The organism is Brevundimonas sp. CEF1 (assembly GCF_051353055.1).
Lineage (GTDB): Bacteria > Pseudomonadota > Alphaproteobacteria > Caulobacterales > Caulobacteraceae > Brevundimonas.
Genome location: NZ_CP195593.1, coordinates 2,346,291 through 2,362,374, shown reverse-complemented (window position 1 = coordinate 2,362,374; position 16,084 = coordinate 2,346,291). Strand labels below are relative to the sequence as shown.

At 66.6% G+C, this 16,084-nt stretch carries 11 protein-coding genes; 7 read left to right on the top strand and 4 right to left on the bottom strand.

Features of this window, described 5'->3' with window-relative positions:
- Nucleotides 1–15: 15 nt before the first annotated feature.
- Nucleotides 16–1,518, top strand: coding sequence for a CoA-acylating methylmalonate-semialdehyde dehydrogenase (locus tag ACR9FL_RS12095; RefSeq protein WP_436355765.1), 1,503 nt, complete (start codon nt 16–18; stop codon nt 1,516–1,518).
- 106 nt (nt 1,519–1,624) lie between these two features.
- On the opposite strand, the gene ACR9FL_RS12090 is transcribed toward ACR9FL_RS12095, so the two are convergent.
- Both ACR9FL_RS12090 and ACR9FL_RS12085 read right to left on the bottom strand, forming a co-directional pair.
- Nucleotides 1,625–2,320: a TetR/AcrR family transcriptional regulator gene (locus ACR9FL_RS12090; RefSeq protein ID WP_436355764.1), complete on the bottom strand. Its 696-nt coding sequence runs from the start codon at nt 2,318–2,320 to the stop codon at nt 1,625–1,627.
- Nucleotides 2,317–3,840: a carboxylesterase/lipase family protein gene (locus ACR9FL_RS12085; RefSeq protein WP_436355763.1), complete on the bottom strand. Its 1,524-nt coding sequence runs from the start codon at nt 3,838–3,840 to the stop codon at nt 2,317–2,319. Before ACR9FL_RS12085 ends, ACR9FL_RS12090 begins: the two co-directional genes overlap by 4 nt.
- A 198-nt stretch (nt 3,841–4,038) precedes the next feature.
- On the opposite strand from ACR9FL_RS12085, the gene ACR9FL_RS12080 reads away from it, so the two are divergent.
- Nucleotides 4,039–6,246: a TonB-dependent receptor gene (locus ACR9FL_RS12080; RefSeq protein ID WP_436355762.1), complete on the top strand. Its 2,208-nt coding sequence runs from the start codon at nt 4,039–4,041 to the stop codon at nt 6,244–6,246.
- Between the two features lie 63 nt (nt 6,247–6,309).
- On the opposite strand, the gene ACR9FL_RS12075 is transcribed toward ACR9FL_RS12080, so the two are convergent.
- Nucleotides 6,310–7,719, bottom strand: coding sequence for a short-chain fatty acyl-CoA regulator family protein (locus tag ACR9FL_RS12075; protein WP_436355761.1), 1,410 nt, complete (start codon nt 7,717–7,719; stop codon nt 6,310–6,312).
- A 131-nt stretch (nt 7,720–7,850) separates the two neighbouring features.
- Between ACR9FL_RS12075 and ACR9FL_RS12070 the strand changes: the two genes are divergently transcribed.
- Entirely contained in the window at nt 7,851–9,386 is a 1,536-nt protein-coding gene (locus ACR9FL_RS12070; RefSeq protein WP_436355760.1) for an acyl-CoA carboxylase subunit beta, read from the top strand.
- Between the two features lie 166 nt (nt 9,387–9,552).
- Here ACR9FL_RS12070 and ACR9FL_RS12065 read toward each other — a convergent pair whose 3' ends face one another.
- Nucleotides 9,553–9,951, bottom strand: coding sequence for a GIY-YIG nuclease family protein (locus ACR9FL_RS12065; protein WP_436355759.1), 399 nt, complete (start codon nt 9,949–9,951; stop codon nt 9,553–9,555).
- Nucleotides 9,952–10,094: 143 nt separating this feature from the next.
- Between ACR9FL_RS12065 and ACR9FL_RS12060 the strand changes: the two genes are divergently transcribed.
- From ACR9FL_RS12060 to mce, 4 genes are read left to right on the top strand one after another with little or no spacing between them, the layout of a single operon-like run.
- Entirely contained in the window at nt 10,095–12,071 is a 1,977-nt protein-coding gene (locus ACR9FL_RS12060) for an acetyl-CoA carboxylase biotin carboxylase subunit (RefSeq protein ID WP_436355758.1), read from the top strand.
- Nucleotides 12,072–13,454 (top strand): methylmalonyl-CoA mutase family protein, encoded by a 1,383-nt coding sequence (locus ACR9FL_RS12055; protein WP_436355757.1) that lies wholly within the window; start codon nt 12,072–12,074, stop codon nt 13,452–13,454.
- Nucleotides 13,451–15,625, top strand: a complete 2,175-nt coding sequence (gene scpA, locus ACR9FL_RS12050) for a methylmalonyl-CoA mutase (RefSeq protein WP_436355756.1) — start codon at nt 13,451–13,453, stop codon at nt 15,623–15,625. The genes ACR9FL_RS12055 and scpA overlap by 4 nt, the downstream gene beginning before the upstream one ends.
- Nucleotides 15,625–16,047 (top strand): methylmalonyl-CoA epimerase, encoded by a 423-nt coding sequence (gene mce, locus ACR9FL_RS12045; protein WP_296175534.1) that lies wholly within the window; start codon nt 15,625–15,627, stop codon nt 16,045–16,047. The genes scpA and mce overlap by 1 nt, the downstream gene beginning before the upstream one ends.
- Nucleotides 16,048–16,084 lie beyond the last annotated feature (37 nt).

Genomic DNA, 16,084 nt, shown 5'->3' with positions numbered 1-16,084 from the left:
CAGGGAAACGCCTCCATGCGCGACATTCGCCACTTCATCGACGGTGCGGCCTTCGACGGCGCGTCGGGCCGTTTCGGCGACGTCTTCAACCCCAACACCGGCGAGGTCCAGGCCCGCGTCCAACTGGCGACTCCGTCTGAACTGGACCGCGCGGTTCAGGCCGCGCAGGCGGCGTTCGAGGGCTGGTCCAGCACCAACCCGCAGCGCCGCGCCCGCGTCATGTTCGAGTTCAAGCGCCTGGTCGAGGCCAATATGAACGAGCTGGCCGAACTGCTGTCCTCGGAACACGGCAAGGTCATCGCCGACTCCAAGGGCGACATTCAGCGCGGCCTGGAAGTCATTGAATTCGCTTGCGGCATCCCCCACGCCCTGAAGGGCGAATACACGCAAGGCGCCGGCCCCGGCATCGACGTCTATTCCATGCGCCAGCCGCTGGGCGTGGTGGCGGGCATTACCCCGTTCAACTTCCCCGGCATGATCCCGATGTGGATGTTCGGCATGGCGATCGCCGCCGGCAACACCTTCATCCTGAAGCCGTCGGAGCGTGATCCCTCGCTGCCGGTGCGTCTGGGCGAACTGATGATGGAAGCCGGCGCGCCCAAGGGCGTGCTGAACGTCGTCCACGGCGACAAGGTGGCGGTCGACGCCATCCTGACCCACCCCGACATCCATGCTGTCAGCTTCGTCGGCTCGTCGGACATCGCCCACTACGTCTATCAGATGGGGGCTCAGCACGGGAAACGCGTCCAGGCCATGGGCGGCGCCAAGAACCACGGCATCGTCCTGCCCGACGCCGACATGGATCAGGTGATCAAGGATCTGACCGGTGCGGCCTATGGCTCGGCCGGCGAGCGCTGCATGGCCCTGCCGGTCGTGGTGCCGGTCGGTCAGCGCACCGCTGACGAGCTGCGCGAGCGTCTGGTCTCGGAAATCCCCAACCTGCGCGTCGGCGTCTCGACCGACGCCGAGGCCCACTATGGCCCGGTCGTCACCCAGACCCACAAGGACAAGGTTCTGGGCTGGATCAACAAGGGCGTCGAGGAAGGCGCCGAGCTGGTCGTCGACGGCCGCGAGTTCAGCCTGCAGGGCCACGAGAAGGGCTTCTTCATCGGCCCGTCGCTGTTCGACCACGTCAAGCCCGAGATGGAATCCTACAAGGAAGAGATCTTCGGCCCGGTGCTGCAGATCATGCGCGCCGCCAGCTTCGAGGAGGCGCTGAGCCTGCCGAGCAAGCACCAGTACGGCAACGGCGTCGCCATCTTCACCCAGAACGGCCGCGCGGCCCGCGACTTCGCCGCCCGTGTCAACGTCGGCATGGTCGGCATCAACGTGCCGATCCCGGTGCCGGTGGCCTATCACTCGTTCGGCGGCTGGAAGCGTTCGGCCTTTGGCGACATCAACCAGCACGGCATGGAAGGTCTGCGCTTCTGGACCAAGACCAAGACCGTCACGGCCCGCTGGCCTGACAGCGAACTGGAGCACGCGGACAGCTCCTTCGTCATCCCGACGATGGGCTGATGAGACCGGAACCCGACCTCAGCTGCTGAGGTCGGGTTTTTCTTTGGGCATGATACTGAAGCGAAGATCTGAGTTCAGATGCGGTCGCATCTGAACCGATTTCGCTCTATCGCCGGATGGCCTCGAAGCCGCCGGTGAAGACGGCCTCCATGGCGTCGCAGATGGCGCCCATTTCCGAGGACTTGCACAGGCCGCCGGACAGGACGTCGATACGGCCCGTCTGGGCCAGCGACAGGGTCAGCGACCCTGATAGCAGGTGATAGAACCAGTAGATCTGACGCGGCGGCGTCTCGGGCGCGATGCGTCTCAGCACGCCGATGAAGCGGTCGATCACCGGGTCGAAATGCTGGTGCATGGTGTCGCCGCCCCAGACCGGGGTGTTATTCACTTGGGCCACCAGGGCAGCATAGTTCAGCCAGGCCTTGTCGCCGTTATCGAACAGGATGAACAGCGGGCGCAGGAAGGCGTCGATGGCGCCGCGCACGGTCATGGCGTCGCCGTGCTCGGCCTCGTACCGGTCCAGACTGTCGAGGCGCAGCCGGTTCACCACCTCGGCGCGGCGACCGAAGACGGTCGAGAACAGCCGGTTCTTGTCGTCGAAATAATAGTGCAGCAGGGCCGTATCGACGCCCGCCTCCTTGGCCACGGCCTTCAAGGTGACGCCGTGCAAGCCGTCACGCGCGAACAGGGCTTCGGCCACGTCCAGGATGCGGGTCGTCGTCTCCTCGCGCCGCTGGGCCTTGGGCTTGGGCGGGGCCTTGGCTTTCGCCTTGGGGCGCGACTTGGTCTCGGTGGCGGTCATCGAGTCACTTTAGCCGAGAACAGGCCTCGCAGGCGATCCCGCGTCCGCAGCAAGAGGATCAGCAGCCCGCCCTTGCGGCCGTGGTGGTCCAGCGCCGCCTTCCACCAGCCGCGCTTCACTTCGCCGCCGGGCGTGTCGTTGAACACCATCCAGACGTCATCGGCGGGGACATAGGCGGGCCAGTCGGCGCCCGGCGCGCCTGATTTGGCGAAGTCGACCCAGCGGGCGTGCCTGCCGGCGCTGATCGCGAGGTCGGTATCGGTCGCGGCCGGGGCGCCGTCGGGACGGTGATCCAGGGTCTCGAAGACGTGGAAGATCTCGGCGGCGTGGGCGGCGCGCGGCATGGTTTTGCGCCGGGCTTCCTCCACATAGTCAAAGGCGTAGAGCCAGGCCTTCGACCGACGCGGACGCGACGCCACCCAGCGTGCCGGGGCGGCGAAGGCGAAGTCGCGGAAGCCGAGGCGGATCAGTTGTTCCTCGTCGCCGTTCGCTTCTGGATACAGGCGGGCCAGTTTGGCGTTCGGCTTGATCAACTGGCCAAAGCGTTTCAGTCCGCCGCCGTAGTTGAGCAGGGAATCCTCGCCGCTGTTGACCCCGATCATCAGCGGTACGTCGGCGAAGTCGCCGCGTGCGAAGGCGCTGATGGGGTCGCAATCCAGCAGCCGCCCGTCGATGACCGGACCAAAGGCGCCCTCAACGGAGGTCAGATGCTCGGGCGCAATGGCGCGCAGGGCGGCGACGTCGGTGGTGTCGAGACCGAGCGCTGTGGCCGCCGATACGCCGCGTTCCTGCGCCGTTTTCAGCGGCGTGGCGGGCAGCCAGCCGCCGCCGGACTGGACAATCGCCTTGTGGAACAGACCCCGCGCTCGCTTGGCCGTCATCAGGGCCAGGATGTCGAGGCCCCCGGCGGATTCTCCGAACAGGGTGACATTGGCCGGGTCGCCGCCGAAGGCGCCGATATGGTCGCGCACCCATTCCAGGGCCGCGATCTGATCCAGCAGGGCCTGATTGCCCAGGGGCGCGTCAGGCCCGGCCTCTGCCGTCAGCGCCGGATGGGCGAAGAAGCCGAGCTGGCCCAGGCGATAGTTGACGCTGACCAGCACCACCCCGTCGCGGGCGAAGGCGCCGCCGTCATAGAAGGGCAGGGAGCCGGCCCCCATGCGGTTCGAACCGCCATGCAGCCAGACCATGACCGGCGCAGCCGCGCCGGGTGCAGCGGGCGCCCAGACATTCAGCGTCAGGCAGTCTTCACTAGTCGGTTCCGGCGCGCCGCCGATGGAGACGATGTCGGCCACGTCAGCGGGACCGGCCTGAGGCGCGGACGGGCCGAAGTCCGCCGCCTCGCGCACGTCATCCCAGGCGGGGAAAGGCTGCGGCGGCGTCCAGCGCAAGGAGCCGACCGGGGGGGCGGCATAGGGCACGCCGCGAAACACATTGGCCGGGCCTTCACGACGGCCGCGCAGATCGCCGGATGGGGTGCTCGCGACAGGCTGCGTCTCGGCGCGATTGATCTGGTCCATGTTCCGTCCCTTGAGGCGCAATCTTCGCCGCGCTCGTTCATTTCAGAATGAACAAGGCTTGCCCGACTGTCGAGCGGCTGGATGAAGTTTCATTCATCCAAGAATGAATGATGTTGACAGCGGGGCCGTTCGCGGACCACCGTCAGTCCAACACAGATCAGCGGCGACCAAACGACCGCGCCTGGAGAGGAAACGAGAATGCGAACGACAGGACAGTTGCGTCTGGCGCTGATGACCAGCGTCTTCATCACGGCCTCGCTCTGCGCGGCGCCGAGCTTCGCCCAGCAGGCGACGGACACCGAGCAGGCCTCCAGCGTCGACGACATCGTCGTCACCGCCCGCCGCCGCGAGGAAAGCCTGAAGGACGTGCCGGTCGCCGTCACCGCCGTCAGCGCCGAGCGTCTGGAACAGACCGGCGCCGCCGACATCACCACCTTGCAGCAGCAGACCCCGAACGCCACGGTCCAGATCGCGCGCGGCACCAACTCGACCCTGACCAGCTTCATCCGCGGCGTCGGCCAGCAGGACCCGTTGTGGGGCTTCGAGCCGGGCGTCGGCCTCTACGTCGACGACGTCTATGTGGCCCGTCCCCAGGGCGCGGTGCTGGACATCTTCGACATCGAGCGGCTGGAGGTTCTGCGGGGGCCGCAGGGCACCCTCTATGGCCGCAACACCATCGGCGGCGCGATCAAATACGTCACCAAGCGCCTGGGTCAGGACCCGGAACTGACGCTGAAGGGCGCCTATGGCAGCTATAATCAGGTCGACCTGATCGCCTCGGGCTCGGCGCCCCTGACCGACACCCTGCGCATCGGCGGCGCGGTCGCCCGCTACACCCGCGACGGCTACGGCACGAACCTGACCACCGGGGCCGAACACTACAACAAGGACGTCACGGCGGGTCGTCTTAGCGTCGAATGGACCCCGACCGACGACCTCTTCTTCCGTCTGGCGGGGGACATCACCGAGGACGAGTCGAACGCGCGTCACGGCTATCGCCTGAAGGCGCCGATGACCGACGGCATCTATGACACCCGCGCCGGCATCGGCGACGAGGGCTATGTCCGCACGCGCGGCCTGTCCTTTACCGGCGAGTGGAACGTCAACGACGCCCTGACCTTCAAGTCCGTCACGGCCTGGCGCGACGGCGACACCAAGGGCGACGGCATCGACTTCGACGGCCTGCCCCAGCCCATCCTCGACATCCCCGGCTACTACGCCGACAGCCAGTTCACCCAGGAATTCCAGCTGCTGTTCGAGGGCGAGCGCTGGCAGGGCGTGGCGGGCGTCTTCTACATGGACGCCTCGGCCGAGGGCGCCTTCGACACCGTGGTCGGTCTGGCCAATCTAACCACCTTCACCGGCGGCAAGGTGGACACCGAGAGCTTCGCGGTCTTCGCCGACTTCAGCTACGACCTGACGGACCAGCTGTCGCTGTCGGTCGGCGGCCGCTGGACCAAGGACAAGAAGAGCGTCGATCAACTGCGTCAGAACTATCTGGGCATCAAGAGTCCATTCTTCGGCAACGCCACGGCCATTCCGCTGGGCGCGGCCCTGACCGACTACACCAATTCGGATGACTATTCGGAGTTCACCCCTCGGATCAGCGCCAGTTACAAGTTCACGCCGGAACTGACGGGCTACGCCTCCTTCGGGCGAGGCTTCAAGTCGGGCGGATTCGACATGCGCGGCGACGCCAGCCTCTATCCCGAGACGGTCAACGGCTATCAGCCGGAACTGGTCGACACCTACGAGATCGGGCTGAAGGGCTCGCTGCTGGACCGCCGGATCAACTTCGCCACGGCCCTGTTCAAGTCGGAATACACCGACCAGCAGATCACCTCGCAGTTCTTCATCCCGCCGACCTCGGTGGTCAGCTTCGTCGACAACGCCGGGTCCAGCGAGATCTGGGGCTGGGAGCTGGAAGCCAGCGCGCGGATCACCGACAGCTTCATCCCGCGCCTGACGCTCGGCTACCTGGACGCCAAGTTCAACGAGTTCGTCACCTTCAACCCGCTGACCGGCCTGCGCGAGAACATGGCGGACGAACGTCACTTCCAGAATACGCCGGATTGGACCGCCAACATCGCTCTGCCCTACAGCGTCGACCTGGGTGATCGCGGCTCGCTCATCTTTACGCCTATGGCCTCGTATCGCGGGGCGACTCAGATGTTCGAGACGCCGATCCCGCTGCTCGATCAGGGCGCTTACTGGCTCTACGACGCGACCTTGATGTGGACCGCGCCGGATGCCCGTTATCGCGTCAGCCTGGCAGGCAGAAACCTGTCGGACGAACGGTATCGCGCCGGCGGCTACAACTTCCCGGCGGCGATCACCGGGGATTCCGTCATCGGCTTCTACGGCGCTCCGCGCACCGTGACGCTGAGCGTGACCGCCACCTTCTAGGGTTTCCAGCCCCGGAAAAACTGAAGCCCCGCCGGTTCGCCCGGCGGGGTTTTCCTTTGAGCGCTAGCTCAGCGTGTAAGGGATCACCCCCCGCTCATGGTCCGGCACGCGCAGCGTCCGGTCGATGGGCGGGAAGGCCCGCTGGGCGCAGTCGGTGCGCTCGCAGATGCGGCAGCTGACGCCCATGCGCGTCGGCGGGCCGTTCAGGTCCAGCCCCGCCGCATAGACCAGTTGATCGGCGTGCTCGATCTCGCACCCCAGACCCAGAGCATAGCGGCGGTCAGGCTCCAGGTAGGACCCGCCCGGCTTGGACACGCTCTTGGCGATGCAGATGTAGCGCGAACCGTCGGGCATTTCCGATAGATTGACCAGGATGCGGTCCGGGGCGCCGAAGGCCTCGTGCACGTTCCACAGGGGGCAGGCGCCGCCGAAGCGGGCGAACTGGAACCGGGTGGCGCTGTGCCGCTTGGTGATGTTCCCGGCCATGTCCACCCGCGCGAAGTAAAACGGCACGCCACGCCAGCCGGGGCGTTGCAGGGTGCTCAGCCGGTGGCAGACCTGCTCGAAGCTGACGTGGAAGCGGTTCCGCAAACGGTCCACGTCGTGCCGCAGTTCGCGCGCGGCCTCGAGGAAGCGACGATAGGGCAGCAGCAAAGCCCCTGCCGCATAATTGGCCAGACCGACCCGGCAGACGTCGCGCGCGGCGGGAATGTCGAAGGCGGCGCGGTCCAGCTCATGCTCGATCAGGTCGTGGAAGCGCAACAGCACCAGTTGGTGCGCCATCAGGAAGGACCGCGTCGCGCCGGGCAGGCTGGCGTCGACATAGAGGATGCGCGCAGCCGGATCGAAACGCCGCATGGTGCCGCGCCCCTCGCCGGTCGCCAGACGCACGCCGCACAGGTCGTTCAGCGCCGCCTCCAGATCGCGCTCGGGATGGCCGCCCGCGCCGAGGCCCAACTGTTCCGCCAGGGCCTCGGCCGCCTGATCCAGAACGTCGATGTAGTTGTCGCGATAGTGGAAGAAGTCGCGGACGGCCTCATAGGGCAGGGCGGGGGAGCCTTGCGCCCGCTCGTCCCGGCCCAGGGTCTCGTTCAGCGTCTTCAGCCGTTCGTCCAGACGGCGATAGTCCTGATGCAGGGCCAGGAATTGGCGCGCCAGACGGGGGGTGTTGGTCACCGCCTGCTTCAGCTCGACGGCGGACGGCGCCTCGGCGTGACCGGCGACGTCGGTGACGGCCTCGCGCAAGTCGGCGATCAGGCGGGCGTCGCCGTCCAGATCGAACAGGCTGGCGTCCACGTCGAAGGCCCGCGTCAGGGCGATCAGAACCCGCGCCGTCGCCGGGCGTTGATTGGTCTCGATCTGCGACAGGTAGCTGGGCGACAGGGCCAGCCGCCCGGCGCAGGCTTCCAGCGTCCAGCCGCGCGCCTCGCGCAGCTTGCGCACCTTGGCCCCGAGATAGAGTTTTTCCGCCATCGCAACTTTGCAAAATAGCCCGTGAACCTTGGCAGGCTTACGCACTTACGCCCCTTTTGCAAAGTTGCGATTGCCTTTTTGCAACGAAGCGGCTTGGTGATCATCAAAGATTGCAGGGAGCAGCCCAAACCATGAGCCAGGCCATCCTCGAGGAACTCGAGCGCCGTCGCGCCGCCGCCAAACTGGGCGGGGGGCAAAAGCGCATCGAGAGCCAGCACGCCAAGGGCAAGCTGACCGCGCGCGAACGGATCGAAGTCCTGCTGGACGAAGGCAGCTTCGAAGAGACCGACATGTTCGTGGAGCATCGCAGCCACGACTTCGGCATGGACCAGCAGCGCATCCCGGGCGACGGCGTCGTCACCGGGCGCGGCACCATCGGCGGTCGTCTGGTCTATGTCTTCTCCAAGGACTTCACCGTCTTCGGCGGCTCTCTGTCGGGGGCCCACGCGGCCAAGATCGTCAAGATCCAGAAGATGGCCCTGACCGCCGGCGCGCCGATCATCGGCCTGTTCGACGCGGGCGGCGCCCGTATTCAGGAAGGCGTGGAATCCCTGGCCGGCTACGCTGACATCTTCCTGCAGAACACCCTGGCCTCGGGCGTCATCCCGCAGATTTCGGTCATCATGGGCCCGTGCGCGGGCGGCGACGTCTATTCGCCCGCCATCACCGACTTCATCTTCATGGTGAAGGACACGTCCTACATGTACGTGACTGGCCCGGACGTGGTGAAGACCGTCACCAACGAGGTCGTCAGCCACGAGGACCTGGGCGGCGCCCGCGTTCACGCCGGCAAGTCGGGGGTCGCAGACGGCGCCTTCGAAAACGATCTGGAGGCCCTGTCCGAGGTCCGCCGCCTGATCGGCTTCCTGCCCCTGTCGAACCGCGAAAAGCCCCCGGTGCGCGACAGCTATGACGAGGCGGATCGTGACGAAGCCTCGCTGGACACCCTGGTCCCGACCAATCCGAACCAGCCCTATGACATGAAGGAGCTGATCCTGAAGACGGTCGACGAGGCTGACTTCTTCGAGATCGGTGCCGACTTCGCCAAAAACATCGTCTGCGGCTTCGGCCGCCTCGATGGCCAAACCGTCGGCATCGTCGCCAACCAGCCTCAGGTTCTGGCGGGCGTTCTGGACATCGACAGCAGCCGCAAGGCCGCGCGCTTCGTCCGCTTCTGCGATGCCTTCCACATCCCGCTGGTGACCCTGGTGGACGTGCCGGGCTTCATGCCGGGCACCAAGCAGGAGTACGGCGCCCTGATCAAACACGGCGCCAAGCTGCTGTTCGCCTATGCCGAGGCCACCGTGCCCAAGCTGACCGTCATCACGCGCAAGGCCTATGGCGGCGCCTATGACGTCATGAGCTCCAAGCACCTGCGCGGCGACGTCAACTACGCCTGGCCCACCGCCGAGATCGCGGTCATGGGCGCCAAGGGCGCGGTCGAGATCATCTTCCGCAAGGAGGCCGGCGACCCCGAGGCCCTGGCGGCGCGGGAAGCCGAGTACAAGGAACGCTTCGCCAACCCCTTCGTGGCGGCGGGCCTCGGCTACATCGACGACGTCATCATGCCCCACGGCACCCGCCGCCGCCTGATCAAGGCCCTGCGCACGCTGAAGAACAAGACCCAGGACAATCCCTGGAAGAAGCACGACAACATTCCGCTGTAGGTTGATCGTGGCTCTGTTCTGCTCCCTTCTCGCGTCATCCTCGGGCTTGTCCCGAGGATCCAGAGACTCCGCCGTCGGCGGGCCTCGCTCGACGTCACGTGTCTGGATCCTCGCCACGAGGGCGAGGATGACGGAAGCAAGTGCTGCGCCTTCAGTCTTCGCCTGTTCACCAGTTCTTCGGCAGCGGTCGCAGCTGGGGCGTCGCCTGCTCGGCGGGCGTCCAGTCGCGATAGGCCTCCATGTCCGGCGCGGCTTCGGCTCCACCAGACATCAGGGCAGGAAACAGGTCGGACCAGTCCGGGTTCATCCGCTCGATCAGGTTGGTCTTCCAGTCGCGAGGGTAGCGCTTCAGCGACTTCTCGCGCTGGATGGCGTTAACGATGGTCTCGTGGGCCTCGTACCAAACCAGTCGCTTCAATCCGTATCGTCGGGTGAAGCCTTCAACGGCGCCGCGTCGGTGCTGATCGGTTCGCATGATCAGGTCGCTGGTCACGCCGATATAGATCGCCCCGTGCATCCGGTTCGCCATCATATAGACGCCGATCAGGCCGTCTCGACTGACCATTCCAAACACCCCTTTTCACCGTCACCCTCGCCCTTGCGGCGAGGGTCCAGATCCGCCGACGAGAATGCACTATCGGCCTCGCGTGTCTGGATCCTAGGCACAAGGCCTAGGATGACGAAAGTAAACGCCTTCAGGATCTGACCATGTTCTCCAAAATCCTCATCGCCAACCGGGGCGAGATCGCGGTTCGCATCATCAAGACCTGCCGCAAGATGGGCATCAAGACGGTGCTCGTTTACTCGGACGCCGACGCCGGTTCGCTGGCCTGCGAGATGGCCGACGAGACCATCCACATCGGGCCGTCGCCCGCCGCCCAGTCCTATCTGATCCAGGACAAGATCGTCGACGCGGTGCGTCAGTCGGGCGCCGAGGCGGTCCACCCCGGTTTCGGCTTCCTGTCGGAAAACCCGGTCTTCGCGCGTCGTCTGGAGGCCGAGGGCATCACCTTCATTGGCCCGAACCCGCACGCCATCGAGGCCATGGGCGACAAGATCACGTCCAAGAAGTTCGCGGCTGAAGCGGGCGTCTCGACCGTGCCGGGCCACATGGGCCTGATCGCGACGACCGAAGCGGCGGTGAAGATCGCCAATGAGATCGGCTATCCGGTCATGATCAAGGCCAGCGCCGGCGGCGGCGGCAAGGGCATCCGCGTCGCCCATTCCGACGCCGACATGGCCGAGGGCTTTGCGGCGGTGAAGGCCGAGGCCCTGACCGCGTTCGGCGACGACCGCGTCTTCCTCGAGAAGTTCATCGTCAATCCGCGCCACATCGAGATTCAGGTGCTGGGCGACAAGCACGGCAACATCGTCTCGTTGTTCGACCGCGAATGCTCGATCCAGCGCCGCAACCAGAAGGTCATCGAAGAGGCACCGTCGCCCCTGCTGGACGACGCGACTCGCAAGGCCATGGGCGACCAGGCCGTGGCTCTGGCCCGCGCCGTGAACTACGACTCGGCCGGCACGGTCGAGTTCGTGGCCGGGCAGGACCGCAGCTTCTACTTCCTGGAGATGAACACCCGTCTGCAGGTCGAGCATCCGGTGACGGAGCTGATCACCGGCGTCGATCTGGTTGAACAGATGATCCGGTCGGCGGCGGGCGAGACCATGGGCTTCAAGCAGGAAGACCTGTCGATCAACGGCTGGGCCATCGAGAGCCGCATCTACGCCGAGGACCCCTATCGCGGCTTCCTGCCGTCGATCGGCCGTCTGGTGCGCTATGAGCAGCCCGAGGAAGGCGATCAGGGCGACTACACCGTCCGCAACGATTCCGGCGTCCGCGAGGGCGACGAGATCTCCATGTTCTACGACCCCATGATCGCCAAGCTGTGCGCCTGGGGCGAGACGCGCGACGCCGCCGTCGAGGGCATGGCCCGCGCGCTGGAGGACACCCACCTGTCGGGCGTCGGCCACAACGTGCCCTTCCTGTCGGCGGTGATGGATCAGGCCCGCTTCAAGTCCGGCCAGCTGTCGACCAGCTACATCAAGGACGAGTTCCCCGACGGCTTCCGCGGTCTGGAGCCCAGCGAGGCGCAGAAGGACATCTTCATCACCGTGGCTGCGGCGATGAACGAGGTCCTGGCTGAGCAGGCGGGCGATCCGTCGGAACGCACCGACTGGACCGTCCTGATCGACCGCGAGGCCCACGCGGTGTCGCTGTCCTATGACGAGGCCGAGGACCTGGTCATCTCGCTGGACGAGCGCGACCTGACCCTTTCGGAAATCGACTGGCGTCCGGGCATGGCCCAGTTCCGCGCCGTGCTGGATGACGAGCCCTTCACCGCCGAGGTCAAGCGCGCGCCCGACGGTTTCGACATCCGTCACCGGGCGGCGAAGGCCCGCGTTCGCGTCCTGACGCCGCGCGCCGCCGAGATGTATCAGCGCCTGCCTGAAAAGGTCGCCGCCGACACCTCCAAGCTGGTGCTGTCGCCCATGCCGGGTCTGGTCGTCGACATCCCCGTGACGGTCGGTCAGGAGGTCAAGTCAGGCGAAACCGTCGCCATCATCGAAGCCATGAAGATGCAGAACATCCTCAAGGCCGAGCGTGACGGCGTGGTGAAGGCGGTCGGCGCCAAGGCCGGTGATCCGGTCGCCGCCGACGACGTGCTGGTGGAGTTTGCGTAGATGACGACCTTTCCCACGCCGACGCCGCTGGAATGGCGGGAACAGGCCGAGAAGGCGCTGAAGGGGCGGGCGATCGAAAGCCTGCTCCACCTCGACGCCGACGGTCTGGTCATCCGGCCGCTCTATGCCGAGGCGACCGGGGTGCAGGCGCTTCGCGCGCCGCGCACCACGGACGCCGAGGGGCGGGCGTGGGACCTGCGCACCCTGGTCGAGGGCGACGAGGCGGCGGCGATCAACGCTGCCGTCCTGACCGACCTTGAGAACGGCGCCGCCTCGGTGGTGCTGAAGGGTGCCTTCACCACCGACGAGACGACGCTGGCCGCCGCCCTCGACGGTGTGGCTCTGGAACTGGCGCCGGTGGCGCTGGATGCGGGCTTCGATGGCGTGAAGGCCGCCGAGGCTCTGGCGGCTGTGGCCAAGGGTTCGCCCCGCGCCCAGTTGCAATTCCACCTCGACCCGATCTCGGCCTATGCCGAGGCCGCCGAAGGCGACATCGACGCCGCCGTGACCGAGGCGGCCGAGGCCGCTGCGCGTCTGGCTGGCACCTATCCTGACGCCAAACTCTTCCTCGCCTCGGGCCGCGTGGTGCACGAAGCGGGCGGTTCGGCGGGGCAGGAGCTGGCCTTCGCCGCTGCCAGCGCCGTCGCCTACGTCAAGGCCGCTGTGCTGGCCGGACTGACCGTCGAGCAGGCGCTGAAGGGCGTGGTTCTTGGCGTCTCGGTTGACGCCGAATATTTCGACGCCCTGGCCAAGGTGCGGGCCATGCGCCTGATCTGGGCCAGCGTCAGCAAGGCCTTCGGCCATGAAACGCCGGCCATCATCGAGGCCCGCTCGTCGCGGCGGATGCTGTCGGCGCGCGATCCCTGGCCCAACCTGCTGCGCCTGACCGCCGCCGGTTTCGCCGGGGCTGTCGGCGGGGCCGATGTGGTGGTGCTGGACGCCTTCACCCGCGGCGAGGGCCGTCCCGACGCCTTTGCCCGCCGTCAGGCCCGCAACACCCAGCTGGTGCTGATGGAAGAAGCCAATCTGGGCCGGGTCGATGATCCCGCCGCCGGGTCCTGGTTCCTGGACAGCCGCACCCGCGATCTGGCCGAGGCCGGCTGGAAGGAATTCCAGTCGATCGAAGCCGAAGGCGGCGTGGTCGACGCCCTGAAGCACCATCTGATCCAGCCGCGTGTCGAACGCGCGCGCGGTCAGCTGGAAGCCGCGCTGAAGGACGGCGCGCGCCACATGGTCGGCGTGACCAAATACGTCGATCCCGATCCGCGACCGGCCCCCGTAGAGGCCGCTGATCCCGCCTTCGTCCCGGTGCGCCACGGCGCCCTGACCCCGGTGCGCTTCGCCGCGCCCTTTGAGATCGCGTCCGAGGAGGCCGCCCAATGAGCAGCTTCCCCGACTTCTCCAAGATTGATCTGGACCTGACCGCGACGGGCGAAGGCCCGAGCCGTGATCCCTGGCTGACGCCCGAGGGTCTGACGGTCGAGACGGCCTACGGTCCCGAGGCGCTGGACGGTCTGGACGCCATCCACGGCCTGCCGGGCTTCGCCCCCTATATGCGCGGGCCGTACCCGACCATGTACGCCGGCAACCCGTGGACGATCCGCCAGTATGCGGGCTTCTCGACCGCCGAGGAATCCAACGCCTTCTATCGTCGCAACCTGGCGGCGGGTCAGAAGGGCCTGTCGATCGCCTTCGATCTGGCCACCCACCGGGGCTATGACAGCGACCATCCCAGGGTAAAGGGCGACGTCGGCATGGCCGGCGTGGCCATCGACAGCATCCTGGACATGCGGACCCTGTTCGACGGCATTCCGCTGGATCAGATGTCGGTGTCCATGACCATGAACGGCGCCGTCCTGCCGATCCTGGCCCTCTATGTCGTCGCCGCCGAAGAACAGGGCGTGCCGCACGCGGCTCTGACCGGAACCATTCAGAACGACATTCTGAAAGAGTTCATGGTCCGCAACACCTACATCTATCCGCCCGAACCCTCGATGCGGATCATCTCGGACATCTTTGCGTGGACCGCGCAGGAGACGCCGAAGTTCAACTCCATCTCCATCTCCGGCTACCACATGCAGGAGGCGGGGGCCTCGGCCGAGATCGAGCTGGCCTATACGCTGTCGGACGGTCTGGAATACATCAAGGCGGGCGTCGACGCCGGGATGGACGTGGACCGGTTCGCGCCGCGCCTCAGCTTCTTCTGGGCCATCGGCATGAACTACTTCATGGAGGTGGCCAAGATGCGGGCCGGCCGCCTGTTGTGGGCCGAAAAGGTCGCCGAGAAGTTCTCGCCGAAGGACCAGCGCTCCCTGTCGCTGCGCACCCACTGCCAGACCTCGGGTTGGTCGCTGGCGGCGCAGGACGTGTTCAACAACGTGTCGCGCACCATGGTCGAGGCCATGGCGGCGGCGGGCGGTCAGACCCAGAGCCTGCACACCAACGCCCTGGACGAAGCCCTGGCCCTGCCGACCGACTTCTCGGCCCGGATCGCGCGCAACACCCAGATCCTGCTGCAGATGGAGACGGGCCTGACCCGCACCATCGACCCCTGGGGCGGCAGCTTCTACGTCGAGCGCCTGACCCATGATCTGGCGAACCGCGCCCGCGCCCTGATGGCCGAGGTCGAGGCGGCGGGCGGCATGGCCAAGGCCATCGAGGCCGGCATTCCCAAGCTGCGCATCGAGGAGGCGGCGGCCAAGACCCAGGCCCGCATCGACACCGGCCAGCAGACCGTGGTCGGCGTGAACCGCTATCTGAACGATACACCCGACGACATTCCGATGCTGAAGGTCGACAACGCCGCCGTGCTGGCCGCCCAGATCGACAAGCTGAAGAAACTGCGCGCCGAGCGCGATCAGGCCGCGACCGACGCGGCTCTGGAAGCCCTGACCGCTGGCGCGCGCGGAAACGCCAACCTGCTGGAACTGGCGGTCCAGGCCGCCCGCGCCAAGGCCACGGTGGGCGAGATTTCCGACGCGCTGGAGGCCGCCTTTGGCCGCCACGTGGCCACGGTGAAAACTGTCTCGGGCGTCTATGGCAAGGAGGCCGGCGATGATCCCAAGGTCGTCCGCGCCCGCGACATGGTCGCGACCTTCGTGGAGAACGACGGAGGTCCGCCGCGCATCCTGATCGCCAAGCTGGGTCAGGACGGCCACGACCGGGGCCAGAAGGTCGTCGCCACCGGCTATGGCGACATCGGCTTCGACGTCACCGCCGGGTCGCTGTTCCAGACGCCCGCCGAGGCCGCCAGGGACGCGGTCGAGAAGAACGTCCATGCGGTCGGCGCCTCGTCGCTGGCGGCGGGGCACCTGACGCTCGTGCCCGAACTGCGCGCCGAACTGGCCAGGTTGGGACGCGAGGACATCATGATCGTGGTCGGCGGCGTCATCCCGCCCTCGGACGTGCAGCCCCTGCTCGATATGGGCGCGGCGGCCGTCTATCCGCCCGGCTCGGTGATCGCCGACACGGCTGCGGACCTGATCGAGAAACTGAACCAGCGTCTGGGTTACGCCCAGCCGACGCCTGCCCAGGATTTGGGGGAGACCAAGTAATGATCGGCAATCTGAACCACGTCGGCGTCGCCACGCCCTCGATCGCGGATTCGATCAAGCTGTATCGCGATATCCTGGGGGCGACGAAGATCGGCGAGCCGTTCGATCTGCCGTCGCAAGGGGTGAAGGTCTGCTTCATCGACACGCCGACGGCCCAGATCGAACTGATCGAGCCCTATGACGAGACCAGCCCCATCACCGGCTTCCTGGCCAAGAATCCCAAGGGCGGCCAGCACCATGTCTGCTTCGAGGTGGCGGACATCCATGACGCCATCGCCGAGATGCGCGCCAAGGGCATGACCATCCTGGGCACCGGCGAGCCTCGCATCGGCGCCCACGGCACGCCCGTCGTCTTCCTGCATCCTAAGGAGATGGGCGGGGTTCTGATCGAACTGATGGAAACGCCGAAAGAGGCGCACTGAAATCAAAAGGCCCGGTCGCTGACCGGGCCTTTTCCTT

Bases quoted from the DNA above. Each gene is read 5' to 3' on its own strand.
- ACR9FL_RS12090 (WP_436355764.1), bottom strand. From the start codon at position 2,320: ATGACCGCCACCGAGACCAAGTCGCGCCCCAAGGCGAAAGCCAAGGCC.
- ACR9FL_RS12095 (WP_436355765.1), top strand. From the start codon at position 16: ATGCGCGACATTCGCCACTTCATCGACGGTGCGGCCTTCGACGGCGCG.
- ACR9FL_RS12075 (WP_436355761.1), bottom strand. From the start codon at position 7,719: ATGGCGGAAAAACTCTATCTCGGGGCCAAGGTGCGCAAGCTGCGCGAG.
- ACR9FL_RS12080 (WP_436355762.1), top strand. From the start codon at position 4,039: ATGCGAACGACAGGACAGTTGCGTCTGGCGCTGATGACCAGCGTCTTC.
- ACR9FL_RS12055 (WP_436355757.1), top strand. From the start codon at position 12,072: ATGACGACCTTTCCCACGCCGACGCCGCTGGAATGGCGGGAACAGGCC.
- mce (WP_296175534.1), top strand. From the start codon at position 15,625: ATGATCGGCAATCTGAACCACGTCGGCGTCGCCACGCCCTCGATCGCG.
- ACR9FL_RS12085 (WP_436355763.1), bottom strand. From the start codon at position 3,840: ATGGACCAGATCAATCGCGCCGAGACGCAGCCTGTCGCGAGCACCCCA.
- ACR9FL_RS12065 (WP_436355759.1), bottom strand. From the start codon at position 9,951: ATGGTCAGTCGAGACGGCCTGATCGGCGTCTATATGATGGCGAACCGG.
- scpA (WP_436355756.1), top strand. From the start codon at position 13,451: ATGAGCAGCTTCCCCGACTTCTCCAAGATTGATCTGGACCTGACCGCG.
- ACR9FL_RS12060 (WP_436355758.1), top strand. From the start codon at position 10,095: ATGTTCTCCAAAATCCTCATCGCCAACCGGGGCGAGATCGCGGTTCGC.
- ACR9FL_RS12070 (WP_436355760.1), top strand. From the start codon at position 7,851: ATGAGCCAGGCCATCCTCGAGGAACTCGAGCGCCGTCGCGCCGCCGCC.